Consider the following 23,980-nt stretch of genomic DNA (forward strand, 5'->3'; position numbering starts at 1 on the left):
AATGGGCGAAGCCGATACCAAACGCACGGCCGAGCGGCGCCTGAACTCCTTAGGCCTGCTGCCGCAGGAACTGGCGCCCGCGTTGCTGCTGGACGAGCGCGACCGTTCTCCCAACCGGCTGGTACTGGAATGGGCCGTGGAGCAAGCCCGCAAGCGACGCGACCGAGTGCTGTTTGCCCAGTTGTATTCCTTGCCTGGCGGCCGGCCCTGTTTACACGCCAACGACGCCCGTGGGGCCCGTTTCTGGGTACCTTTGGCCAGTTTGTGCGATACGGCCATTCAAAAAGCACTGACCGACCTGCAGGGCCACATCAACAAACCCGTCGCCGTGTTTCCGCATAGCGCGTTGGTCGGGCACTTGCGCCATGCCCCGAGCACCACCGAGATTCAGCTATGTCCGCAAGCCTATCGCCCTGTCTTGCATACGGGGTTGAGCCTGAGCGGCAACGCTAAACCCAGTCTGGCACCTTCTCCCCACCTCAAACGGTTGGAGGCAGAAAGCATCCACATCCTGCGCGAGGCGGTCGCCGAAGCGCAGAACCCGGTGATGATGTACTCCATCGGCAAAGACAGTGGGGTCATGCTGCACCTGGCGCGCAAGGCGTTCTACCCGGCACCTCCACCGTTTCCGCTGCTGCACATCGACACGCGCTGGAAGTTCCAGGAGATGTACCTGTTTCGGGATTTCATGGCGTGCGAAAGCGGCATGGATCTGTTGGTGCACACCAACCCCGAGGCAATCGAAAAGAACATCAACCCGTTTGACCATGGGTCAGCGCTGCACACCGACATCACAAAGACCGAAGGACTGAAACAAGCACTCGACCATTACAAATTTGACGTCGTCTTTGGTGGCGCCCGACGCGATGAAGAGAAGTCCCGCGCCAAAGAGAGGGTGTTCTCATTCCGAACCGCCACACACCGCTGGGACCCGAAAAACCAGCGTCCAGAACTCTGGAACCTCTACAACACCAGAAAGAGCCCCGGCGAGAGCATCCGGGTGTTCCCATTGAGCAACTGGACTGAGCTCGACATTTGGCAGTACATCTATCAGGAGAACATTCCCATGGTGCCGCTGTACTTTGCAAAACCCCGGCCGGTGGTGGTGCGGCCCGATATGATCATGATGGTGGACGACGAGCGCTGCCGTCTCCTGCCGGGTGAGGAAGTTCAAATCAAGAAGGTGCGCTTTCGCACCCTGGGCTGCTACCCGCTGACCGCTGCGGTGGAGTCCAACGCCGAAACGCTGGAAGACATCCTGCTCGAAATCATCCACGCCCGCCAGTCCGAACGCCAGGGCCGCAAGATCGACACCGATAGCGCCGGCTCCATGGAAAAAAAGAAACAGGAGGGCTATTTCTAATGGTACGCCCCCAGAAAACCTCTTCGGCGCCCCTCCAGCAAGCCACGTCCCAGGTCCCTAAAGATGCCACCATCCACGACTGGATGACCCAGCAAGCCCAGCAGGATTTGCTACGCTTCATCACCTGCGGAAGCGTGGACGACGGCAAGAGCACCCTCATTGGCCGTCTGCTGTGGGAGTCCCAGCAGGTATTTGACGACCAGCTCACCGCCTTGCAGGCCGACTCCAGGCGGCATGGCACGCAAGGGCAGGACATCGACTTTGCCTTGCTGGTAGATGGTCTCGCCGCGGAGCGCGAGCAAGGCATCACCATCGACGTGGCCTACCGCTTTTTTGCCACGCCAAGACGAAAATTCATCGTGGCCGACACCCCGGGGCACGAGCAATACACCCGCAATATGGTCACCGGCGCCTCAACCGCCGATGTAGCAGTACTACTGATCGATGCCCGCCAGGGTGTGCTCACCCAAACGAGGCGGCATGCCTACCTTGTGTCGCTGGTCGGCATCAAACAAGTGGTCCTCGCCGTCAACAAGATGGACCTGGTGGGCTACAAGCCAGAGGTATTCGATACCATCGTGGCCGAATTCCACACCCTGGCCCAACCGCTAGGTTTCACGGGCATCACGCCTATTCCGCTGTCGGCCCTCAAGGGCGACAACATAACCGAGCGCTCCAGGCATACGGCCTGGTACCAAGGCCCCACCTTGGTGGGGTGTCTGGAGACCCTCCACATCGACCAGCCAAGCCACAGCAAAGCTGTGTTCCCGGTGCAATGGGTCAATCGGCCGAATGCCAGCTTCCGAGGCTTCAGCGGCACGCTCGCTGCGGGCCAGTTAGCGGCAGGCGATGCGCTTCGCATCACGGCTTCTGGCCAGACCGCCACCCTGGCGCGCATCGTCACGGCGGATGGGGACTTGAATACGGCTTATGCCGGCGATGCCATCACCTTGGTGCTGGACCGTGAGGTGGATGCCTCGCGCGGCGATGTGATGGCCTTGGCCGACAAGCCACTGGAAATGACCGATCAGTTCGAGGCGACACTCGTTTGGATGCACGATGAGCCTGGGCACATGGGCCGGGCCTACGAGTTGAAACTGGCTAACCAATGGGCCAGTGCTAGCCTCACCAGCCTGAAGTACCGGGTGGACGTTAATACCCAGGCGCACGAATCGTGCAAACAACTGGCCTTGAACGACATTGCTGTGGCTAACCTGGCATTGAGCAAGCCACTCGTATTTGCTCCCTACGGTGACAACCGTACCCTGGGCGGCTTTATTTTGGTGGACAAGTTCACCCATGCCACGGTGGCAGTTGGCATGATCCGACACAACCTGCGCCGCGCGCAGAACGTGCACCGGCAGGCACTGAGTATCACCCGCGAAGATCGCGAGCGCCTCAATGGCCACAAGGGCAAGGTCATCTGGTTCACCGGGCTGTCCGGCTCAGGCAAGTCCACTCTTGCCAATACCCTGGAAAAAGAGCTGCACACCCAGGGCAAGCGCACCTACATCCTGGACGGAGACAACATCCGCCAGGGGCTGAACAAAGACCTGGGCTTCACCGATGCCGACCGCGTAGAGAACATCCGACGAGTAGCAGAAATGGCCAAGCTGATGATGGACGCCGGCCTGATCGTGATGACTGCATTCATTAGCCCCTTCAGGGCAGAGCGGGAAATGGCACGAGAACTCATTGGTCCCGAAAATTTTGTCGAGGTGTTTGTGGATACGCCACTAGAAGTCTGCGAACAGCGAGACCCTAAAGGGCTGTACAAAAAGGCACGTAGCGGGCAGTTGCCGAACATGACGGGTATCAACAGTCCTTATGAGCCCCCTTTAAGTCCTTCATGTGTGTTGGTACATGGGGGTCAGGATATGGAAGTAGCGATTAGTTTGCTCACGAATTTGTTACACCCATAGCGAGTGCCTCCGCCTCCTGTTCTAGGTACACCCAATCCACGATCTCATCGCTCGGCGTGTAGCCAGTGACGAACTTTTCCATCATCAAGCGGATGACGCCGACGTCGTTCACAGTGAGCGCCATCTCCAAGGCGTTTAACTTGGATTCCAAGTCTGTCCAGGGGATGAATTCCTCGTGCGCTTTCATAATTCGCGAATGGGATGTGGGCTTGGGGTTGTCGCCAATTAGTAGCTCCTCGTAGAGCTTCTCACCAGGGCGCAGACCAGTAATCTCGATCTCGATGTCTCCGTCGGGATTCTGCGCATCCTTCACGGCGAGCCCGGACAGCTCGATCATCCGCCGCGCTAGGTCGAGAATCCTGACCGCCTGGCCCATGTCGAGGACGAACACGTCGCCGCCGCGGGCCATCGCCCCGGCCTGGATCACCAGTTGTGAGGCTTCCGGGATGGTCATGAAATAGCGGGTGATCTCCGGGTGGGTCAGGGTGATCGGTCCGCCATCGCGGATCTGCTGCCGGAACTTGGGCACCACCGAGCCCGACGAGCCGAGCACGTTGCCGAAGCGGACCATGCTGAACTTAGTCCCCGGCTGGGTCGCCGCCAGGGCCTGCAGCACCATCTCGGCCAAGCGCTTGCTGGCGCCCATGATGTTGGTCGGGCGGACCGCCTTGTCGGTGCTGATCAGGACGAAGTCGGTCACCCCGTTGGCCGCAGCCGCCCGCGCGGTGCGCAGGGTGCCCAACACGTTGTTCTTGATGCCCTCGGCCGGGTTGTGCTCGACCAGGGGCACGTGCTTGTAGGCGGCGGCGTGATAGAGCGTGTCAGGATGCCAGGTGGCGATGATCTCGCCCATCCTGTCGTCATCCTGAACGGAAGCCAGGAGCGGGACCAGGGCGATCTCGCGGCCGGCGACCTTGGCCTCCAACTCCTGGTGGATGGCATACAGGGCGAACTCGCTCTGCTCGATCAGCAGCAGCTTGGCCGGTCCCACCGCAACGATCTGGCGGCACAACTCGCTGCCGATCGAGCCGCCAGCACCGGTGACCATCACCACCTTGCCGCGGATGTTCATCGCCAGCAGGATGTGATTGGGCATCACCGGCTCGCGGCCGAGCAGGTCGTCGATGTCCAGTTCGCGCAGGTCCGACACACTGACCCGGCCCTGAGCAAGGTCGATCACGCTGGGCAGGGTGCGCACCGAGACCCGGGCGGTGCGAATCTGGCCAAGAATCTCGTTGCGCCGCTTGCGCCCGATCCCCGGCATGGCCAGCAGCACGTCGCTGATCGCCAGGGTCGCGGCCAGGTTGGGCAGGTCGGCTGGGTTGTAGATCGGCTGGCCGTTGAGCACATGCCCGTGCAGCCTGTCGTCGTCGTCGAGGAAGCCGACCACCTGCATCTCGTGGCTGTTTGCCATCGCCGCCACAAGCTGGCGGCCGGTATTGCCGGCGCCGTAGATCAGCACCTTGGGCCGCGAGGCGTGTTTCAGGATGGTCTGGTACTGATCGCCCAGCCAGACCCGGGCCAGGGCCCGCGAGGCGCCGACGAAGAGCAGCAGCAGGATCGGCTGGATGATGCCCACGGTGCGCGGCACGCCGGAGACGCTCATCGCGGTGAAGATTGCCGCGTAGAGCAGGCCGTAGATGCCCACCGCACGGGCCACCGTGAGCAGGGCCGGCCAGCCGCTGTAGCGGAAGATGGCGCGATAGAGTCCCGAGATGATGAAGATCGGCAGGGCGATCCCGATCGCCGCGGCGACGGCCCACAGGGCGGTGCCCGAGAGGGCGACGAATTCGCCCAGGCGCAGGTAGAAGGCCAGCCAGACGGTGAGCACACACAGGCCCAGATCCACCGACAGGGCGACGACGCGCTTGGACGTTCGCGGCAGGGCGAGGACCGGAATTGCTAATTCATAGAGGGGCTTTTTCATGGCTGAGCATCCGCTGAAGCTTGCGTCGTTTCAATGGAACACGCCGTCCCTTGCCAACACCTTCACCGCAGTCAGCCAGAGAATTTTCAGGTCGAAGAGGAAGCTGCGCCGCGCCAGGTATTCGGTATCCAGCGCCACCTTCTGCGGGATCAGCAACTCGTCGCGACCATTGATCTGGGCCCAGCCGGTCAGCCCGGGAACCAATTCGTGTACCCCGCGCTCAGTGCGCAGGGCGATCAGATCATCCTGATTGAATAGGGCCGGCCGCGGACCGACGAAGCTCATGTCGCCGACCAGTATGCTCCACAGCTGAGGCAGTTCGTCCAGGCTGCTCTTGCGCAGGAAGGAGCCGATCGGGGTCAGCCACTGGGCCGGGTTGTCGAGCAAATGGGTGGCCACCGCCGGGGTGTCGATGCGCATGCTACGGAACTTGGGCATCCGGAAGATCCGGTTGTGTCGCCCGACCCGGTCGCTCCAGTACAGGGCCGGCCCCGGCGAGGTCAGGCGCACGGCCAGCGCGACCAGCAGGATGGGCAGGGCCAGCACGGCGGCGGCGAACAGTGCGAGGAGCAGGTCGAAGGCACGTTTCATCGATCGTATCCTTTCGCGGCGAGGCGCAGGCCCTCGTCCACGGACAGGGGCGGCGTCCACCCGAGCCGACGCCGGGTATCGCCGATATCGAGTTGCAGGGAACTGCACAGGCGCCGATAGACGCCCCCGCTGCCGACCAGGGTGGCGGCCATGCGAAGTAGGCCAAGGGGCACCCGGACCAGCCGCGCCGGCTTGCCCAGGGCGAGGCCCAGGCGGCACAGCAGATCGGCGGTAGACAGGTCCTCGCCGTCACTGACGAGGAAGGTCCCCGCCGCCGCGGCGGGATGGTGAAGACAGACCACGATTAGGTCCACTAGGTTGTCCAGGGCCAGCAGGCTGCGCCGGTTGCCGCTCACCGCGCCCAGGGGGAGCGGCAGGCCGCGCTCGACCCAGCGCATCATGGTGGCGAAGTTGGCCTTCACCCCCGGGCCGTAGATCAGCGGCGGCCGGATCACCACTAGCTCCATGCCGGTGCTCGCGGCGACCTGGCCGAGGGCCTGCTCGGCCTCCCATTTTGATATGCCATATGGGTCCGCAGGGGCGGCCACGTCGGTGGCCGAAAAGGGCCGTCCCGGCAGGGTGGATTCGCCATTGACCTTGGCCGAGCTGAGATAGACGAAGCGTCGCACCCCGGCGGCGGCGGCCTGGCGGGCCAGGTTCACGCTGGCCTCAACATTGACCCGGCGGAACTCGGCGAGGGGGTCGGCGCTGGGGTCGTCCATCACATGTACCCGGGCCGCCAGGTGCACCACCTGATGCACCCCGGTCAGGGCGGCGCGCCAGTCGGTGTCGGCGGCCAGGCTGCCAACCGTGACCTGATCGTCACCCGCCGCCTGCCTGAGCACCCGCCGCAGGGCCGCGCCGTCCCGGCACAGGCGGGCGCAAAGAGCGGTGCCGACGAAGCCGCTAGCCCCAGTGACCAGGATCATCGGCCGCAGCCTCCACGCCGGCCGCGGGCGGCCACCAGCTCTTCCAGCCAGCCCTCCAGGCGGCGAATCTGGTGCTCGCGCTGGAATTCCTGGGCGCACAGGCGCCGACCGTTGTCGCCCATGGCCTTGCGCGCCGCCGGGTCCAGAGCTGCCATCCGTTCGACGATGTCCGCCAGCCCGGCGCCATCACCGGCCCGGCAGACATAACCGGCCACTGCCTCGGCGACGATCTGCGCGCCCTCGCCGTTGAGCATCGCCAGCACCGGAATGCCGGCCGCCAGATAGGACTGGAGCTTGCCGGGGATGGTCAGGGAAAAGATCGGCTCGTCGCGCAGGCTGACCAGCAGCGCGTCGGCGTGGGCGAAGAATGAAGGCATCCGTTCGAGGGGATGGCGGCCAGCCATGGTGACCCGCTCGCCCAGACCGCGGGCCTCGATTTGCTGACTCACCCAGGGCGCCAGGCGGCCGTCGCCGACTATGATCCAGCGTATGTCCTGGCGCGCCTTGAGGCGCTCGATGGCGTCGAGGATGGACGGAAAATCCTGGGCCTCTCCGATATTGCCGGCAAACATCACGGTGAACACCCCGGGAGCGGCGCCGACTTCCGCGGCCGGCACTGCGTCCTGGGCATCGAAGATCGATTCGGCCCAGGCCGGGAAATACTCGACCCGCTGCCCGGGCGGTGAATAGCTGGCGATATTGCCGACGAAACTCTTCGACTGGGCGAGGATCAAGTCGCAGCGTGCATAGATCCAGTGCACCAGACGGCCAACCAGGTCGAGCATCCAGCGGGCACGAACCACCCCGACGGCGACCAGGGTCTCCGGCCACAGGTCGAGGACCCAGAACACCTGAGGCGCCCGCTTCAGCCAGCGCAGGCAGGCCGAGGGCAGCCCCACGGTGATCGGCGAGGGCTCGAAGGTGAAGATCACGTCCACCGCCTCGCCGCGCAGCTTCCAGGCCCCCAGCAGGCTCGCGCTGAAGGCGAAGCTGAGGTAGTTGAGGACCAGCCACAGCTTGCCCTGGCGGCGCGGCGTCATCGCCACCCGGACGACCCGCGCACCCTCGTACTCGGCGTAGCGTCCGGGATCGGCGCGGTACTGGGGAAACACGTCGCCGGCGGGATAGTTCGGCAGGCCGGTCAGCACCGTGACCTGGTGGCCGTGGCGAACCCACTCGGCGACCAATTCATTGACGCGGAAGTTCTCGGGCCAGAAATACTGGCTGACGACAAGGATTCTCACAGTATGTTCAGGTCCGCTTCCAGACCACCCGATTCACATAATCGGTGTAACTGTGGATCAGACGGACTACCTTGTCTGCCACGTTGGGCATCGAGTAATCGGCGACCTGGCGCAGGCTGCGCGTCGTGCCGCGGCCCTGCTCCTCGAGGATGGCCAGGGCCTGCAGGGCGCGCCCGGTCTCCAGGCCGACCATCATCACTGCGGCCTCCTCCATACCTTCGGGGCGCTCGTGGGCCTCGCGCAGATTCAGCGCCGGGAAGTTTAGTATCGAGGACTCCTCGTTGATCGTGCCGCTATCCGACAACACCGCCCGGGCATGAAGCTGGAGATGGTTGTAGTCGGAAAAGCCGATGGGCTTCAGCAATCGCACTTGGGGATGGAAGCGGGTCCCAGTGGCATCGATGCGCTTCTGGGTGCGCGGATGGGTGGACACGATCACCGGCAGCCCATAGGTCTCGGCCAGGGTGTCGAGCAGGCTGGCCAGCTTCTGGTAGTTGCGCTCCGAATCGACGTTCTCCTCGCGATGGGCGCTGACTAGGAAATAGCCCTCCGCAGAGAGGCCGAGACGGGCGAGGACGGCGGACTGGTCGATCTGCGCCCGGTAGTAGGAGAGCACCTCGTACATCGGGCTGCCGGTCTTGATCACCATGTCGGGTGGCAGCCCCTCGCGCAATAGGTACTCGCGGGCGATCGAGCTGTAGGTCAGATTGATGTCGGCGGTGTGGTCGACGATGCGCCGGTTGATTTCCTCCGGCACCCGCATGTCGAAGCAGCGGTTGCCGGCCTCCATATGGAAGGTCGGGATCTTGCGCCGCTTGGCCGGCAGTACCGCCATGCAGCTGTTGGTGTCGCCGAGGAGCAACAACGCGTCGGGCTGTTCGGTGGCGAGGACGCCGTCGACCGCGATGATCACCTTGCCAATGGTTTCCGCGCCGCTGGCCCCGGCCGCGGAAAGGAAGTAATCGGGCTTGCGGATGCCCAGATCGTCGAAGAAGATTTGGTTCAGTTCGTAGTCGTAGTTCTGCCCGGTATGCACCAGCACGTGCTCGCAATATTCGTCGAGCCGGGCGATCACCCGAGACAGGCGGATGATCTCGGGACGCGTGCCGACCACGGTCATGACTTTGAGCTTGTTCATGGGTTTCACCTGTTCAGCCCCGTCACAGGGGACAACTGTAGGTATCGGGCCGCTGGCGATCGAAGATCTCGTTGGCCCACAGCATCACCACCATTTCCTCGGCGCCCACATTGGTGATGTCGTGGGTCCACCCGGGCACCGTCTCCACGATCTGCGGCTCCTCGCCGCGGGTGTGCAACTCGTGGGTCTCGCCGCTCTGCATGTGGCGGAAGCGGAAACGGGCCGTGCCCTTGATGACCAGGAATTTTTCCGTCTTCGTGTGGTGGTAGTGGCCGCCGCGGGTCACCCCTGGATGGGCGGTGAAGAAGGAAAACTGCCCGGCGTCCGGGGTCTTCAGCATTTCGACAAAGCTGCCGCGCGAGTCGCGATGAGCCGGCACCGCGTAGGCGAAGGCGGCCGGCGGCAGATAACTGACATAGGTCGCGTAGAGGGCGCGGCCGAGGCCCACGCCGACCCGCTCGATGCACAGGGTATCGCGCCCGGCGCGGAAGTGTCGCAACTGTTCGGCAAGGGCTCCGATGGTGGTCTGGTACACCGGCGCGACCTCGGCGTAGGCGCCCGGCGCCACCTCACCGTCCATGATCGCCAGGAAGCGGGCGATCACGTCGTCCACATAGACCAGGTTGAGGACCGCGGCGGGATCATTGATCTGGATCGGCAGATCGCGGGCGATCTGGTAGCAGAAGGTTGCCACCGCCGAGTTGTAATGGGGCCGCGCCCATTTGCCAAACACATTGGGCAGGCGGAACACATGCACCGGCAGGTCCGCTGCCCCGGCCGCGGCGAACAGGGCCTGTTCCGCCTCGCGCTTGCTGCGTCCGTAGGGATTGTCGAGGGCCGCCTGGGTGGACGAGGCATAGACCAGGGTCGGCCGCCGCCCGGCACGTGCCGCCGCGGTGGCAGCCGCGGCCAGCAGGCGGCTCAGGTCAGCGTTGCCGCTCTGGAATTCGGCTGGATCCTGGGGACGGTTGATACCGGCTAGGTGAAACACCACATCGGCCTCGGCCACCCGCGCGGGCAGCTCGGCTGGATCGTCGGCACGGGTGTAGGCGCGCAACTCGACGTCGGCCCGCTCGGCCAGGTGCAGGCGCAGATTCTTGCCGAGAAAGCCGTCGGCGCCAGTAATGAGTATGCGTTTCAATTCATTCCTCTGCTTCAACCGGCTCGCCGCGAACGATCCGTTGCATGAAATCCAGCTTGAGGAGTAGCGCTTTCATGCCTTCGACACCAAGACGGGTGGTGTTGTGGGAGTTGTAGTCCTCGCCGTGGCTGCTCTGGGTCAGGCGGTCCTCGCCCTGTTCGACGAACTTGGCGTAGTTCAGGTCGCGGCCGTCCGAGGGCACCCGGTAGTAGTCGCCCAGGTCCTCGGCGCAGGCCATCTCCTCGCGGCCGAGAAGCGCCTCGTAGAGCTTCTCGCCGTGGCGGGTACCGATCACGTCCAACCTGTGTTCGGGGCGGCCCATCAGGGCCAGGATGGCCTCGGCGAGGACCTGCACGGTAGCCGCCGGGGCCTTCTGCACGAAGATGTCACCGTTGTTGCCGTAGCGGAAGGCGTAGAGCACCAGGTCCACCGCATCGTCGAGGGTCATCATGAAGCGGGTCATGCTCGGGTCGGTCACGGTGATCGGACGGCCGGCGCGGACCTGATTCACGAACAGCGGGATCACCGATCCGCGGGAGGCCATCACGTTGCCGTAGCGAGTGCCGCAAATCACCGTACTGGTCTTCTCCAGGTTACGGCTGGTGGCGACCATGACCTTTTCCATCATCGCCTTGCTGATGCCCATGGCATTGATCGGATAGACCGCCTTGTCGGTACTCAGGCAGACCACACGGCTGACCCCGGCGGCGATCGCCGCCTCGAGCACATTCTCGGTGCCGAGGACATTGGTCCGCACCGCCTCCATCGGATGGAATTCGCAGGACGGGACCTGCTTCAGCGCCGCCGCGTGAAACACATAATCGACGCCACGCATCGCCGCGCTAACACTACGGCTGTCGCGCACGTCGCCGATGTAGAACTTCAGCTTGGGATTCGCGTAGCGCTTGCGCATGTCGTCCTGCTTCTTCTCGTCCCGGCTGAAGATGCGGATCTCGCGGATCCCGGTGTCGAGAAAGCGCTTGAGCACCGCGCCGCCGAAGGAACCGGTGCCGCCGGTGATCAAGATCGTCTTGTGATCGAAGTCGTTCATGGTTATACGGCCCTGATAAATTTTTTCAGCCATTCTTTGACCGGGGCTGGCAGCAGGAGCTGGACGAGGCGCTGGGCATAGACCCGCAGCGCCGGTTTCATCCCGGCGGAAAATCCCGCCCGCCGCTGACGCACCTCGGCCAACACTCGGCGCAAGGCCTGTTCGTATTCCGCGTACACCCGCTCCGGCTCACGTCCCATCCCGGTGTAGGCGCCGGAGATACGATTGAAGCGACCGTTGGACAACATCTGAAACTGATGGAAATGATAAAAAATCAGGGGCGCGGCATCCACCGTGATCGCGCCGCTGTCGTCCTGGCGGAAATCGTACTGGCCAAAATTCCACGGCGCGACACCGCCGCCGGGGTGCTGCAGGACATGCACCGAGCGGAAATCCTGAGGCCAGCGGTCCAGGTATTTCTGGTCGCCCATCCGATCCGCCTCGAGGCGATAGAAGCACCAGTCGATGCACTGCTCGCGCCAGCGCGCCAGGCAGGCCATGCCCTCCTCGTCGCGGCGGAAGCCCACCCACTCAACGCAATAACGGCCGCGCACCTCCAGATGCTTGAGGGGCGGCGGGAAACGGTGCTCGATGATGACGATCGAGGCCGCGCCGATCTCGTCGAACAGGGGTTGCAGCGATGAATAGAAGTACAGGTCGGCGTCGATGTAAGTGATCGCATCGATCTCTGGGTTCCGTTGCAGCACATGCCAGGGCAGGCAGGGCGACAGGGTCCAGCAATATTCAGCGATGCTGCGCGTCGGCTTGACCGCGAGCAGCTCGGGGTCCTCCACCTCGGCCAGGGAGAGGCAGCTGACGTGGGGCATCGCCAGCTCCTGCAGAATCTCCCGGGTCTCCTCGTCCATGCACAGCACGTGCACCCGAGCGGTCGGACAATGGCGCTGCAGGGAGCGCAGCATAGCCACGCCCTTAACCAGGTAGTTGCGATCGAACAGGGTGCAGAAATGATGCATCTCAGGCGACCTTCTTGCGACAGACGTAGCTGCGGGTGGCGTGGCCCCGGCCGTCCACCAGGGTTTCGTCCAGGGTATGGGTGGCAATCAGCTCCAGGCCCGAGGCGGCCAACAGGGCCAGGAAGCCGGCCTCATTGAAGTGGATCTCGACGGTTTCCACCCCGTAGGCCTTCTTGCGGTAGTACATATCCGGCCGCCCGATCACCACCGGGGTGCGATGGAAGATCGCGTAGCGGCGGGCGACCCGGGCGGTCTCGGCGACGGCGAGCGGATAGGCCGGAATATGCAGCAGACAGCAGCCGGAAATCACCACGTCATATGCACCATCGGGATAACCCAGGGCGGTAGCGTCCTCGACGGCGAAATTGAGGCCCGGATAACGCGCCCGGGCCATCGCCACGAAGGCCTCTGAATAATCGCATCCGGCATATTCCACGACCAGTCCGGCGATCGCGAAGACCTCCGAGTAATAGCCGCTGGAGCAGCCGACCTCGAGCACGCGCAGGGGTTCACCGGTGTCGTCGAGGTCGCGCAGACTACGCACCAGCACGTCGAACACCGGTACCGCCGCGCCCTGCAGGTAGGCCGTCAGCTCCCGCTCTACCAGCTCGCGCTGGCGGGCCGGCAGGATCTCGCTTTTCCAGGCCGGGCCGAGCCGCTCCAGCTCCGCGGTGCGGCCCTCGTCGGCGAGTTCCTGATAGTCGGTCGACACCCCGCGTGCCGACAGCAGACGCTGAGCCGCCCGCTTGAGCCGGGGAAACCGCTTGAGCAGCTTGCGCAGGTGATGCTTCATCGCTTGGCCTTCTCCGCCAGATATCTTTCCAGCATCGGTCCCAGTTCCTCCATGCGGCGCAGGTAGGTGTGTTCCGCAAGGGTCCGCGCCTGGCCGGCCAGGGCAATCGCCCGCGCCTCGTCGGGGTGGGCCCGGTAATGGCCGATCAGCTCGATGGCTTCCTCGATGCTGCTGTAGGCGACCACTTCCTTGCCGATCTCGAACAGTTCACCGAGATTATCCTTCTTGTCGGTGAGGAGCATCGCGCCAACCCCGGTGGCCTCGTAGAGGCGCATGTTGTTGGCGTAGTTCTCGGCGACGTTGATATGCCGGTTGAGGGTGAGTCGGCTGCGCGCCAGAGCCCGGTACATGTCCACCCCCCAGACCTCGCCGTGATGCCGGCGGCGGATCGCCGAGCGGCGTGGCAACTGGCCGGCACCGTAGCCGAAGAAATCGATCCCGCATTCGTCGGCGAGGCGTTCCAGCATCGGCAGGGCGTTGCCATGGTGGCGCGATATGCCGCCGACGAAGCTGGCCTCGATATCCTGCTCGACCGCGCCCAGCAGCTCCAGCACCCGCGGCTCGAAGGAGATCCGGAAGTATTCGGATGAAATTCCCATCGCGCGCAGGCGAGGAACGAAATGGGGAAACGAGGTGGTAATCAGATCGAAGGCGCGCAAGTAGGGCGGCGGCGGCAGCGGGCTTGCGACCTGGCCAGCGATGATGCCGACATAGGGCTTCAGGCCAACCAGGGCCGTCGGCGGCAGGAACCATAGGTCCTGGCAGTACAGCACGTCCGGGCGCAGGGCACGAATCTGGGCCACGGCGATCTGTACCAGCCCGGGCAGGCTACCTAGCCACGGCCCGATCAGGGGCGCGCGCAGCAGGCGCTGGGGCACCCCCAGCGCCAGACGGCTGAAGGTCACGCGGCTCTCCCGGGCCCAGGCGTTCTGCAACGGCACGCAGTTGACGATCAGGTCGTGGACCTCGTGGCCGAGTTGGCGCAGGTGGGCGGAATAGAAATCCGCAGTGCCGAAGGCGCGCCCGAGCAGAGACTCCCGTTGGCTGGCGTGGTCCTGCGCGGCGAGGCCGGGGCGCTGCCGATAATGCTCGGCGAGGAAGCGCGGATAGTAGGTGTCGAGGATCGCGATCTTCACGCTGGGGCGTCCCGGCTGTCCACGAAGAACACCGTATTGACCGACTTGGCGCAGGCCCGGTAGCCATGGTCGGCAAGGAACAGGGCGGTCGGATGTGCGGCGATCTCGGCCAGGCCGGTTTCGAGCAGTTCGACCAGGACGAAGCGCGGCCGATAGCGCTGCCAGTCATTCGACTGGACGATCTCGAAGTCCAGGCCCTCGGCGTCGATAGTCATGAAGTCGATGGCCGTTCCGGCGGGCAGGTGCTGATTCAGGAGGTCGTCGAGACGGCGGACCGGGACCTGAGTCCGGGCGATCACCCGGTATTCCCCCTGGGCCTTCTTCGCCGCCTCCTCCGCCGAGAAGGTGTTCAGGGCCGGCTCGTTGAAGGCATGGTAGGTCAGCACTCCCGGCGCTACGGCGACCCCGCACTCGAGGGTGATGTCGCGGGGCCGCAGGCGCCGGAAGCGGTGCTCGGTGCCGGGCAGCGGATCCACGTTGATCCCGCACCAGCCTCGCCGGTAGAAGTAATAGGTATTCGAAAAGCGCACCGGATGGTGGGCTCCCACATCGACGAAGAAGCCGCTGGTAGCCGGCGCGCCGAGTAGCCGGGCAAGGATCAGGTCCTCCCCTTCCTGGGAATAGGACAGGCGGCCGAGGGGTATCCAGTCGCGGATCGTCTGCTTGAGACGAGGCCACCACTGGGTCGTTCCCGCAAATGCCGTTTGGTTAGTGTCTGTGCTCACGGGAGATTGCCTTGCGACAGGAAGAGTTCTTTGTAGAGGGGACTGGCGGCGAGCAGCTCGTCATGGCGGCCGCGAGCGACGATGCGGCCCTGGTCCATGACGAATATCTCGTCGCAATCCTCCACCGCGGAGATTCGGTGGGAGACGATCAGCAGGGTGATCCGCCCCTTCAGGGCGGCAAGCTCGCGGGCGATTTCCTTTTCGGTGATCGGATCAAGAGCGCTGGTCGCCTCGTCGAGGACCAGGATCGCCGGCTCCCGATAGAAGGCGCGGGCAATGCCGACTCGCTGGCGCTGGCCGCCGGAGAGGCGGGCGCCGTTCTCCCCGGCCAAGGTCTCGACCCCGTCAGGCAGGCTGGCGATCAGCCCGTCCAGATTGGCCATGCGGATCGCGCGTGCCATCCGCTGGGGATCGTAGTCGTGCTCGAAGGCGATGTTGAAGGCGATACTCTCATCAAGCAGGGTGATGTTCTGCGGCACGTAGCCGACTAGGCGGGTCAGGCTCGCGCTGGAAAACGGATCGAAGGGCGCGCCGTCGCTACGGAACTCGCCGGCGCCGGCCATCTGCAGGCCGGTCAGGATGTCGAGTAGGGTGGACTTGCCGGCCCCCGAGGGCCCGACGATGCCATAGCTGCCGCCGCACCGCAGGGTCAGGTCAATGTCATCGAGAATGGTTTTCTCGCCGTAGGCAAAGCTGATCCCGGAAAGGCTGATCTCCTCGCCGAAGGCGAGCGCGTCGGCGACCTTCTCGTGGCGCGCCTCGATCAGCTGGCGGCGGGTGTCCATGTAGCGGAGAACCGACTCGCGATAGAAGCGGAAGGAGTTCAGCGCCATGAAGAACTTGGCCGCGGCGGGCACTAAGCGGGCGGCGGCGACGCCGATCAGGGCGATCACCGGAAGGGCGCGGGCGATATCCACTTCGAGCAATGTGATCCCCATCACCGTCGCCACCACCCCGACCAGCACCGTGGCCTCGATCGCCATCAGCGGCAGGGCGTGGTTGTAGTTGTAGCGCCAGGAGACCTCCTCGAAGGCGGCGGTGACGTCCTTGCTGAAGGACTCGAAGAGGCCGGCGAGACCCATTACCTTGATGTCGCGGATGGCGTTGATCATTGAGAACAGCAGGCGGTAACGGGCCTTTTCGGCGTCGGCCTGGCGCCGTCCGATGCGCGCGGTGTTACGGATGACCTTGAAGTAGAGGACCACCCCGACGGCAAGCAGGACCACCACCGCAACCAGGGTCGCCAACGGACTGGCGATCAGGAAGGTGACGAACAGCAGGCTGACGAAGGTCATCTCGTTGGCCATCTGCAACAGGGCGCGGAAGGCCAGGGAGGCGTGAATCGGGCTGGTGAACACGGTGGCCCCGATATCGGAACCGGGAATCCGCAGGAACAGGGCATAGCGGGCGTGGAGCAGCTGGTTCACCGCATCGTCAGTGAAGGCCGACATCAGGGCCGCCAGCTGCCGGTTCTGGTACCGCAGCAGCAGGGCCTGGAGCAGGCTTTTCAGCAGGTACAGGACGATCAGGGCGAGGCCGAGGCCGATCAGCACCTGAGCCTGGCTGTAGGCCGCGACCGCCGGCCACAGCTCGAGCAGGCGTTGCAGGCTGGCGGCGTCGGTGACCACCCGTAGATAGGGGAAGATCACCGCAATGCTGACCAGGTCGAACAGCGAGGAAAGCAGGATCGCCGCGAACAGGCGGGCGGAAAATCCGCGCCCAGCGAAGTCCGCGAGGAAGCCGATCACCGAGTCGGGCTGGATGCTACGTGCATGCAAGGCTGGCGTTCCCCACAAGTGAGTTTGTTGATGATTATCCACGGCGACCGAGGCCGAGCCGCGGCGCCAGGCTGGCATCGACCGCCAGCAGCAAGGCGAGGAAACGCTTCTTGTCCTCGAACAGGCGGGCCGACAGGTGGGCCACCGTCAGCGACACCGCCCCCCCCCGCGACGGCTCCACCGAGGGCCACAGGGAGAGCTGTGCCTAATGCCGATTGCATAACCGAGAGGAAAAATAGCATCAGCGGGAAATGAAGGATGTAGAGGCTGAAAGAGCATTCGCCAAGATGGAACAGGGCCCCCCAGGCCATGGTCGTGCCACTTCGCTGATCGGGTAGGATAAGCGCACACCAGAAGGCGCAGATGACGAACTGGACGGCGTTCTCACCCCAGCCGAACAGGCGGCCGCCGGCCAGGACCAAGTCCGGGGCGAGGGCACTGACCAGCATGATCACCGCGAACAGGCCGCCGATCAGTCCCCAGGGGCGGGCGGGCCACCCCCCGGCGCGCTGGCGGGCGAGGGCCAGGGCGCCGCCGAACAGCCAGATACCAAGATAGAACAGGGCATGGGTATTGACCCCATGCAGGCGCGTCGCGGCCAGGACGAGCACCCCCCCCCAGGCCGCCTTGCACAGCAGGCCGCGTACCGAGAAGACGAACACCGTCAGACCAACGACGACATAGATCCACCATTCGATGCACAGGGACCACAGGGGGCCGTTGGCGAGCAGTAGGCCGTTAACCATCGCAAGGGCGCGCAGGGCGTCCCGTCCGCTGAGCGCGAAGACCTCGCGCATCAGCGGAAAGCTGCCGATCCGGTAGGGTGCCTCAGCGCTGCTGCCGGCCAGACCCAGCGCCTGCACGATCAGGTAGAGCAGGCATGTGAGAAGCACCGAAAACACCAGCGGCGGATAGACTCGGGCGATCCGCGCGTAGAGATAGTCGCGCAGGGAAAAGCCGGCGTTGCGGTCGAGGTTGGCGAGGATGCTTCGGGTGATCAGGAAACCGCTGATCGCGAAAAAGACCATCACCGCCTGGTGGGCGGCCAGGGCGACGAAATGGGAAGCCACCGCCGTGTCGCCAAAATGGGGCTCGAGGAACAGGCCGTAGGCGTGGTCGATGCAGACGAACAGCGCGGCGATCCCGCGCGCGGCGTTCTTGCCGGCGTCGAGGGGTCCCGCCCCGGCCTGGCACGCGTCAGTCATTGGCCAGGCAGGCCTCGATCCTGCTGCGGAACTGGGCGTCCTCGGGATTGCTGATCGATTCCATGAATGCGCCATAGGCCTGCCGGATCCCCTGGCGTTCGACGGCGGGATCGCCGGCGGGCCCCATCGGGAAGGCACCGATGTGGCTGTCCCGGTTATTGACAATCGCATAAACCAGCTTGTCGGCACCGGCCGGCGGACGGGCCCGCCCGCGAATCTCGTCGAAGCCGCCGGCGAGGCCGAGGGCGCTGCGCAGCTTGCGGCGGAGCAGCTGCATCATCCGGCCGCGACGGGTGGCGGCCTGGCGGGCGGGATCGTAGGCATCGGCGATGTCGATCGCGGTCTCGGTGTTCAGGTAGTTCAGCCAGCGATACACCCCGACCACCCGGGAAAAGCGCCAGCCCGAGGCGCAGGCTGCGGCGATCCGAGCCACGTAATCGTCGATCGAGTCCGGCTCCTCCTGCAGGGCCAGGTCGAAGGCATACAGATCGTCGCGGATGCCAACCACCGGAATTCCGAACAGGGAGGCCTCGAGACCGGCGGTGGACGTGTTGTTGAGCAGCACGTCGGAAATCTTCAGCAGGTCGTGGAGGGAGAGGTTGTCCCGCGGCAGGTTGATGTGCAGGTTGGCGGGCAGCTCGAGGGTCTCGATGAAATTCATGAACGCATAGGCGTTCTGCGAGGTCACCCCTTCCCGCTTGTTGGGGAATTCGCGTGGATGGACCCGAAAGATGATCACGTATTCGGGATGGTTCCTGGCGAACCCGGCCAGCCAGGACAGCCACTGGTATTGGTCGGCGAACAGCGGGGTGCCGTCGTAGTGGCCGACCCCGGCGAAGCGCGCGGCAAGTCGCTCGTCATTGGAACGCATGACCGCGAGGAGCACCTTGCAGCCCTCGCCTACGGCATAGCGGTCGAGCAGTTCAGCGCTGGCGCGCTTGCCGCTCCGGATCGAATAGACCCAGGGCGAGGTGGCCCGGAACAATTCGCGCACATGCTCGGTGACGATGTCGACCTGGGCCGCCGTGCACGGCTGGGCGCGGTACGCCGCCAACGCCGGCAGACGGTTCACGGTCACCCCGTAGCCGATCCCCTTGTAGATCGTCATCTGTTGCAGGCGGTGCTTATGGTGGCGGCCCGCATGGAGGGTGAAATGGGGGATCGCCTTCTGCTCGGCGACCGCAGCCATCACCCGATTGACGCTGTAGAGGGAGTTGTAGCAGACGATGCGTGCGGGCTTCAGATCGTCCATCATCCGCCGGCTGGCGAACAGGGTCTTCAGGGTATTCTCAAAGATCGCCAGGTACTCGGGCCAAAGCGCCGTATCGATCTCCTCGGAGGAGAGCTTGTGGTTCAGCCAGAACTCATACAGGGCGTAGCTGGCGACCGGGATGCCGTCCCACTCGAACTGCAGGAAATTGGCCGGGTCCAGGGCCGCGGCGGCGGCCGCGGCCTGGCCCGCCTCGGCGGCGGTCAGATAGGCCTCGATGCCCGTGGTCGGGAAGCGGAACTCGGCGCCGATCGCATTGCGATTGGTCTTGCACACGGCGCAGATGCGGCGCTTCTTCGCCTGGTCGGCGTAGCCCACGTTCGACATGGTCAGGCAGTGCCGGCGATATAGGCCATCGCAGCTGATCATATGAATGTCATGGCCGGCGAGGGCCAGCGCCTCGGCGACCACCGCCTCGGGCAGGGCATGAACGGAGAAATAGGCGTGCGGGCTGAAAAACAGGATCTTCATGACGGGGCCCCGGGCGCGCCTCACTCCGCCCTGGCGGACAGCTCGACCACCCGCGCCCGGAACTGCTCGCTGATCCGGTTGATAATCCCAGGATCGCGGGGCTTGCCGGTCGGCCTGATCGTCTCAAGCACCGAGGGGGTGCGTTCGCCGAAACCGACGCCGAGGAAATCGGCCAGCCGCTCGGCGGCGGCCTGCGGCGCCGCCAGCAACTCAGAATACTTCTGCAGGAACTGGCGATCGCCGCCGTCCGCCGCCTCGCTCATGCAGATGTAGTAGTACGCGCAGCGGTCGATCTCGTTGAGTTCCGTCCACAGGACCTCGTCACCCGGTTTGACCCAATAGGGGATCACCGCCCCCGCATCGCGGCGGAAGGGCCAGGGCAGCGCGGCGCTCGGATGGTCGGGGGTAAACACGTGCTTGGCCATCAGCGAGTGGATCGTCTCGACCGCGTCGCGGACCATCATGATCACGGCCATCCCCGGATAGCGACGACGCAATTCCGGGATGCAGGCGACGATGTTCGGAATCTTGTAGGCCGCACGCCGACCGGCGACAAGCCGGGCGGCCTCACCCTTCGGCCAGGAGCGGTCGAGGCGCTGGGCGATCTCTGCCTCGCCCTTGGTCGCGAATATCGAACTGTCATCGGCCCGGTTGGTATTGATGGTCCGCCCGGAGACCGCGTTAATGAGGAACTCCTCGTACAGATAGGCCTCGTAGAGGTAATTCCACTGCTCCCGGGGCATGGCGTCCATCAGCGGGAACAGGGCGATCAGGGCCGGCGGCTCGAAGACGTACTCGACCGTGGCGAAACTGTGAATCAGCTTACCGACGATGGTCGTGCCGCTGCGTGCGCTGCCCGAGACAAGGATCGCGGCATTGGCGCAGTCACGGGTGACAGGATGTAGTTCTAGCATTCTCGGTTCCAACTTCGGTTGCGTTCGACAGGGCGCCGGCGTGGCGCTCACCAGGCAGTCCAGCCGCCGTCCACCATCAGGACCTGGCCTGTCACGTAGGCCGACAGATCGCTGGCCAGGAAGGCGATCGCGCCCTTGAAATCCTCCTCCGTCGCCATCCGCCCGAGGGGCGTGCGGGCGACATAGCGCTCGACGAAGAATTCGGACTGATTGCGCGCCACGCCGCCCAGGCAGAGGCAGTTCACCCGCACCGCGGGAGCCAGGGTGGTCGCCATCCAGCGGCTGAGCTGGACCAGGCCGCCCTTGCTCATGGCATAGGCCGCGGGATTGCCCATGCCGGTATCGCCGTAGAGGGAGTAATCTGGTCCGAGCACACCGTAGATTGAGCCGATGTTGATGATCCGGCCGCGGCACTGGCGCAGCGGGCCGACCAAGATCTGGGCAAGATGAAAGCCGGCGGTCAGATTGACCTCTATGCAGCGGCGGATCACCTCCAGGCACTGCTCCTCGAGCGGCGCCACCCAGCCTTCGAGCTTTTCGCGGGGATAGAAGGCGGCGTTGTTGATCATGATGTCCAGGCGACCGAAGTGTTCCTCGACGAAGGCCGGCACCCGGCAGCGCTCGGCCTCGATTTCCAGATCCACGTGCAGGGCGAGGACCCGGGTGCCCCAGTGGGTCTGCAATTCGACGGCCACCTCGTCAACCTTGCTCTCCGCCAGGTCGAGCAGACAGAGGTCGCAGCCGAGTTCGGCCAGGCCGGCGGCGACGGTACGCCCGACATGTCCAGCACCGCCGGTGATCAGAGCCAGCTGGCCTTTCAGGTTGCCGAGTTCAGCAAGTGTTCTCATGTTCGGGTCCGTGACCTAGCGAGTCAGATGGATGCCGGGATATGCTTTGGCGATGCATTCGGCGATGAAGAAATCATGGGGGGTGTCGATGTCCAGGGCGCGTTCGACCGGCACTTCGCGCATCCTCACATGGCCTTGCCAGATGTTGTCTGCGTCGAGGATGAAACGGGGGCGAGAAACGTAGGCGACGGTGGTGATGTCATAGACCTGGGGCGCGTCCTGGCGCCGCACCAGGACCTGGTCCGGGGGAATGACGACATGCACGTAGCCGTGCTCGTCCATCCGGACCATGTTGAAGTAGGGACTGCGCTCCGAACGCCGGCCGGTGATGACGATGCTGGCCTCGGGGTCGGCCTCGAGTGTCTCGATGCAGGCGGTGACATCGGTGACATTGCGGAACGGCGAGGTGGCCGGCAGGCTGACGAAGGCGTCGAAGGCGCCGCTGGCCGCTTCCACGCTGCGGATCGCATGACGCCAGGCCTGCCATTCGCTCGCCGTGTCAGTGGCCAGCTCGGCCGGCCGCATGAAGGGCACCGAGGCGCCGAACTCGCGGGCGACCGCGGCGATCTCCGGGCTGTCGGTGGAGACCACCACGTCATCGAAACACCCGCAGGCCAGGGCCGTCTCGATCGGATAGCCGATTAGCGGCTTGCCGGCCAAGGGCCTGATGTTCTTGTTAGGGACGCCTTTCGATCCTCCGCGGGCGAAGATGAAGGCCACACACCGTTTCGTCATGCCCTGCCCTCCCAGTCGATATCGACCCGCTGCCCGGCTTGGATGGAAACCCGGGCCGCGTCGACAACCTGCAACACCTGGCGGCCCTCGCCGCCGGTGCAGGTCGGCTGCCGTCCGGTGCGCACGCAGTCGACGAAGGCGGTCAGCTGGTCGATGTACATCAGATTCTTGTCGTCAAGCCGCAGGACATCGACCTGGCGCCATTGCCGGTCGGCGGCCTGGAACAGGTCGAGCCGGTCGGCGATGCAATCCCAGAGCAGCACCCCCTCGCTGCCGACCACGCGGCAGGTCCGCGTCGGGCTGCGTTGCAGCATATCCAGATGGATGCTGACCAGACGCCGCGGGTTGTCATATTCCAGGAGCAGTTCGGCGAGGTCCTCCACATCCCAATCGAAGTCACTGTACTTACCGCCGGCGGCGGTCACCCGCGCCGGCAGCCCCAGGGTCCAAAGCAGGTAGTCGATGTCGTGGCTCAGCTCGAGGAGCACCCCGCCGCCCAGCGCGGCGCGGGCGGTGACGCCCTGCCGGTAATCGGCGGCCGGCCGCCAGTCGGGCAGGTATTGGCCGACCTCGGCGCGCGCGCTGAGGACCTGGCCGATGGCCCCGGCGCGGACCAGTTCGCGCAGTCGCATCAGGCTGGGCATGAAACGCAGGTTGTAGCCGACCATCAGGATCACGTCCCGCGCCTGGCAGAGGTGGATCAGCGCGTCGATCCCGACGGCGGAAACCGAGAGGGGCTTCTCGACCAGCAGGTGCACGCCCGCGCCGGCGAGGGCGAGGGCCGCCTCCAGGTGGACCGAGGCCGGGCTGGCGATGATCGCCGCCTCGGGAAGGAAGGCCAGCACCTCCTCCAGGGACAGGCACAGCCGGTCGGCACCGGCCGGCGGGGCCTCGTCCGCGCCGCCGGAGCGGCGCCAGACGGCGATTTCCGCGTCGGGATAGGTCGCCCTCAGGTTGCGCAGATGGCGCTGCCCGATGCTGCCCAGGCTCATGATCACGAATCGCATGATGGATAGGACGAAGGGATAGTCGCCGGCGGCCGGTTATTCGATGATTATGTAGGACTGAGTCGGGCTGAATCGACTGTGGCGGATCTTGTAAGTCGACAGACCAAGGGTCTCCTTCAGTGCCAGGGTCTCGCCCGGATAGGTGGCGTTGTTCAGCTCGTCGAAGCCGATCACGCTGCCGCGGGTCAGACAGCCGCGGATCGCTTCGAGGCAGTCCAGGGTCGGCTTGTATATGTCGAAGTCGAAGTAGGCCAGGGCAACGATGGTCTCCGGATGCTCACCCAGGTAGCGTGTGATCCCCGCAGAGGCGTCGCCCTTGACGATCTCGTACTTCTTAATGTGGGAGATCGGACTTTCCTGCTCGTGGTAGTCGAGGACATTGACCAAGTAATCGACGTAATCCCGGGTCACGTTGTAGGCCCCGACGGTGATGATTTCGTCATTGCCGTCCTTCTGGTCTACCGAGGGGAAGCCCTCGAAAGTATCAAAGCCGATAATCTTTCGATTATGGTTGAACGGCTCGTAGATGCCGCGCAGGGATTCGTAGAGGGCCAGGTTGCGCCCCCAGCGCACGCCGAACTCCATAATCACGCCGTGAACGTCGACGATGTGCTGGTACATCTCGTGGACGAACAGGATCTGCGAGAGGTTCTGCCGGCTGAGGAACAGGGGTAGATTCTGCAGAATCTCCCGATCTGGGATCGGGCACTGGCGGAAATATTTGACGATATCACCGCGGATGCTTTCCTCGTGGGCCGAGGAGTTCCACTTGGCCTTGATGTTCTTATCCTGCTTGTCGGTCTTGTCAGTCATTTTTC

Annotated in this window: 21 protein-coding genes; 2 read left to right on the plus strand and 19 right to left on the minus strand. The window is 64.5% G+C overall.

Annotation, left to right across the window (positions count from 1 at the left end; translation table 11 throughout):
- Window position 1 precedes the first annotated feature (1 nt).
- Together cysD and cysN are read left to right on the plus strand one after the other, a co-directional pair.
- Complete coding sequence (gene cysD / locus V7Z98_RS02730) at window positions 2-1,363, plus strand: sulfate adenylyltransferase subunit CysD (RefSeq protein WP_334156949.1); 1,362 nt, start codon at window positions 2-4, stop codon at window positions 1,361-1,363.
- Complete coding sequence (cysN, locus tag V7Z98_RS02735; protein ID WP_334156893.1) at window positions 1,363-3,285, plus strand: sulfate adenylyltransferase subunit CysN; 1,923 nt, start codon at window positions 1,363-1,365, stop codon at window positions 3,283-3,285. The genes cysD and cysN overlap by 1 nt, the downstream gene beginning before the upstream one ends.
- On the opposite strand, the gene V7Z98_RS02740 is transcribed toward cysN, so the two are convergent.
- From V7Z98_RS02740 to V7Z98_RS02830, 19 genes are read right to left on the minus strand one after another with little or no spacing between them, the layout of a single operon-like run.
- Window positions 3,263-5,212 carry a polysaccharide biosynthesis protein gene (locus V7Z98_RS02740; RefSeq protein WP_334156894.1) on the minus strand — a complete coding sequence of 650 codons (1,950 nt, stop codon included), beginning with the start codon at window positions 5,210-5,212 and terminating at the stop codon, window positions 3,263-3,265. The two genes, cysN and V7Z98_RS02740, sit on opposite strands and share 23 nt — an antisense overlap.
- 30 nt (window positions 5,213-5,242) lie before the next feature.
- The gene (locus V7Z98_RS02745) at window positions 5,243-5,803 is read right to left on the minus strand and encodes a sugar transferase (RefSeq protein ID WP_334156895.1); all 561 of its coding nucleotides are present in this window, start codon (window positions 5,801-5,803) and stop codon (window positions 5,243-5,245) included.
- A complete protein-coding gene (locus tag V7Z98_RS02750; RefSeq protein WP_334156896.1) occupies window positions 5,800-6,732 on the minus strand; it encodes a UDP-glucose 4-epimerase family protein in 933 nt (310 codons plus the stop codon). The genes V7Z98_RS02745 and V7Z98_RS02750 overlap by 4 nt, the downstream gene beginning before the upstream one ends.
- Window positions 6,729-7,976: a glycosyltransferase family 4 protein gene (locus V7Z98_RS02755; RefSeq protein ID WP_334156897.1), complete on the minus strand. Its 1,248-nt coding sequence runs from the start codon at window positions 7,974-7,976 to the stop codon at window positions 6,729-6,731. Before V7Z98_RS02755 ends, V7Z98_RS02750 begins: the two co-directional genes overlap by 4 nt.
- Window positions 7,977-7,983: 7 nt before the next feature.
- Complete coding sequence (gene wecB / locus V7Z98_RS02760) at window positions 7,984-9,114, minus strand: non-hydrolyzing UDP-N-acetylglucosamine 2-epimerase (RefSeq protein WP_334156898.1); 1,131 nt, start codon at window positions 9,112-9,114, stop codon at window positions 7,984-7,986.
- A gap of 22 nt (window positions 9,115-9,136) precedes the next feature.
- Entirely contained in the window at window positions 9,137-10,255 is a 1,119-nt protein-coding gene (wbjC, locus tag V7Z98_RS02765; RefSeq protein WP_334156899.1) for a UDP-2-acetamido-2,6-beta-L-arabino-hexul-4-ose reductase, read from the minus strand.
- Between the two features lies 1 nt (window position 10,256).
- Window positions 10,257-11,306: a polysaccharide biosynthesis protein gene (locus V7Z98_RS02770; RefSeq protein WP_334156900.1), complete on the minus strand. Its 1,050-nt coding sequence runs from the start codon at window positions 11,304-11,306 to the stop codon at window positions 10,257-10,259.
- Between the two features lie 2 nt (window positions 11,307-11,308).
- On the minus strand, window positions 11,309-12,280 hold the full coding sequence (locus tag V7Z98_RS02775; protein WP_334156901.1) for a hypothetical protein: 972 nt from the start codon (window positions 12,278-12,280) through the stop codon (window positions 11,309-11,311).
- A 1-nt stretch (window position 12,281) separates the two neighbouring features.
- A complete protein-coding gene (locus tag V7Z98_RS02780) occupies window positions 12,282-13,073 on the minus strand; it encodes a class I SAM-dependent methyltransferase (protein WP_334156902.1) in 792 nt (263 codons plus the stop codon).
- The gene (locus V7Z98_RS02785) at window positions 13,070-14,209 is read right to left on the minus strand and encodes a CgeB family protein (protein WP_334156903.1); all 1,140 of its coding nucleotides are present in this window, start codon (window positions 14,207-14,209) and stop codon (window positions 13,070-13,072) included. Before V7Z98_RS02785 ends, V7Z98_RS02780 begins: the two co-directional genes overlap by 4 nt.
- A complete protein-coding gene (locus V7Z98_RS02790) occupies window positions 14,206-14,934 on the minus strand; it encodes an FkbM family methyltransferase (protein ID WP_334156904.1) in 729 nt (242 codons plus the stop codon). Before V7Z98_RS02790 ends, V7Z98_RS02785 begins: the two co-directional genes overlap by 4 nt.
- Complete coding sequence (locus tag V7Z98_RS02795) at window positions 14,931-16,712, minus strand: ABC transporter ATP-binding protein (RefSeq protein ID WP_334156905.1); 1,782 nt, start codon at window positions 16,710-16,712, stop codon at window positions 14,931-14,933. Before V7Z98_RS02795 ends, V7Z98_RS02790 begins: the two co-directional genes overlap by 4 nt.
- Window positions 16,679-17,917 carry an acyltransferase family protein gene (locus V7Z98_RS02800; RefSeq protein WP_334156906.1) on the minus strand — a complete coding sequence of 413 codons (1,239 nt, stop codon included), beginning with the start codon at window positions 17,915-17,917 and terminating at the stop codon, window positions 16,679-16,681. The genes V7Z98_RS02795 and V7Z98_RS02800 overlap by 34 nt, the downstream gene beginning before the upstream one ends.
- Window positions 17,910-19,658 (minus strand): hypothetical protein, encoded by a 1,749-nt coding sequence (locus tag V7Z98_RS02805; protein ID WP_334156907.1) that lies wholly within the window; start codon window positions 19,656-19,658, stop codon window positions 17,910-17,912. The genes V7Z98_RS02800 and V7Z98_RS02805 overlap by 8 nt, the downstream gene beginning before the upstream one ends.
- Window positions 19,659-19,678: 20 nt before the next feature.
- Window positions 19,679-20,572, minus strand: coding sequence for a sulfotransferase (locus tag V7Z98_RS02810; RefSeq protein ID WP_334156908.1), 894 nt, complete (start codon window positions 20,570-20,572; stop codon window positions 19,679-19,681).
- Window positions 20,573-20,619: 47 nt separating this feature from the next.
- Entirely contained in the window at window positions 20,620-21,420 is an 801-nt protein-coding gene (locus V7Z98_RS02815; RefSeq protein WP_334156909.1) for an SDR family oxidoreductase, read from the minus strand.
- A gap of 15 nt (window positions 21,421-21,435) precedes the next feature.
- Window positions 21,436-22,140 (minus strand): acylneuraminate cytidylyltransferase family protein, encoded by a 705-nt coding sequence (locus V7Z98_RS02820; protein WP_334156910.1) that lies wholly within the window; start codon window positions 22,138-22,140, stop codon window positions 21,436-21,438.
- 11 nt (window positions 22,141-22,151) lie between these two features.
- Window positions 22,152-23,147: a Gfo/Idh/MocA family protein gene (locus tag V7Z98_RS02825; RefSeq protein WP_334156911.1), complete on the minus strand. Its 996-nt coding sequence runs from the start codon at window positions 23,145-23,147 to the stop codon at window positions 22,152-22,154.
- A 51-nt stretch (window positions 23,148-23,198) separates the two neighbouring features.
- A complete protein-coding gene (locus V7Z98_RS02830) occupies window positions 23,199-23,975 on the minus strand; it encodes a crotonobetainyl-CoA--carnitine CoA-transferase (RefSeq protein WP_334156912.1) in 777 nt (258 codons plus the stop codon).
- Between the last annotated feature and the right edge of the window lie 5 nt (window positions 23,976-23,980).

The sequence above is a fragment of the Oryzomicrobium sp. genome, assembly GCF_036820405.1.
In the GTDB taxonomy this organism is placed as follows: domain Bacteria; phylum Pseudomonadota; class Gammaproteobacteria; order Burkholderiales; family Rhodocyclaceae; genus Oryzomicrobium.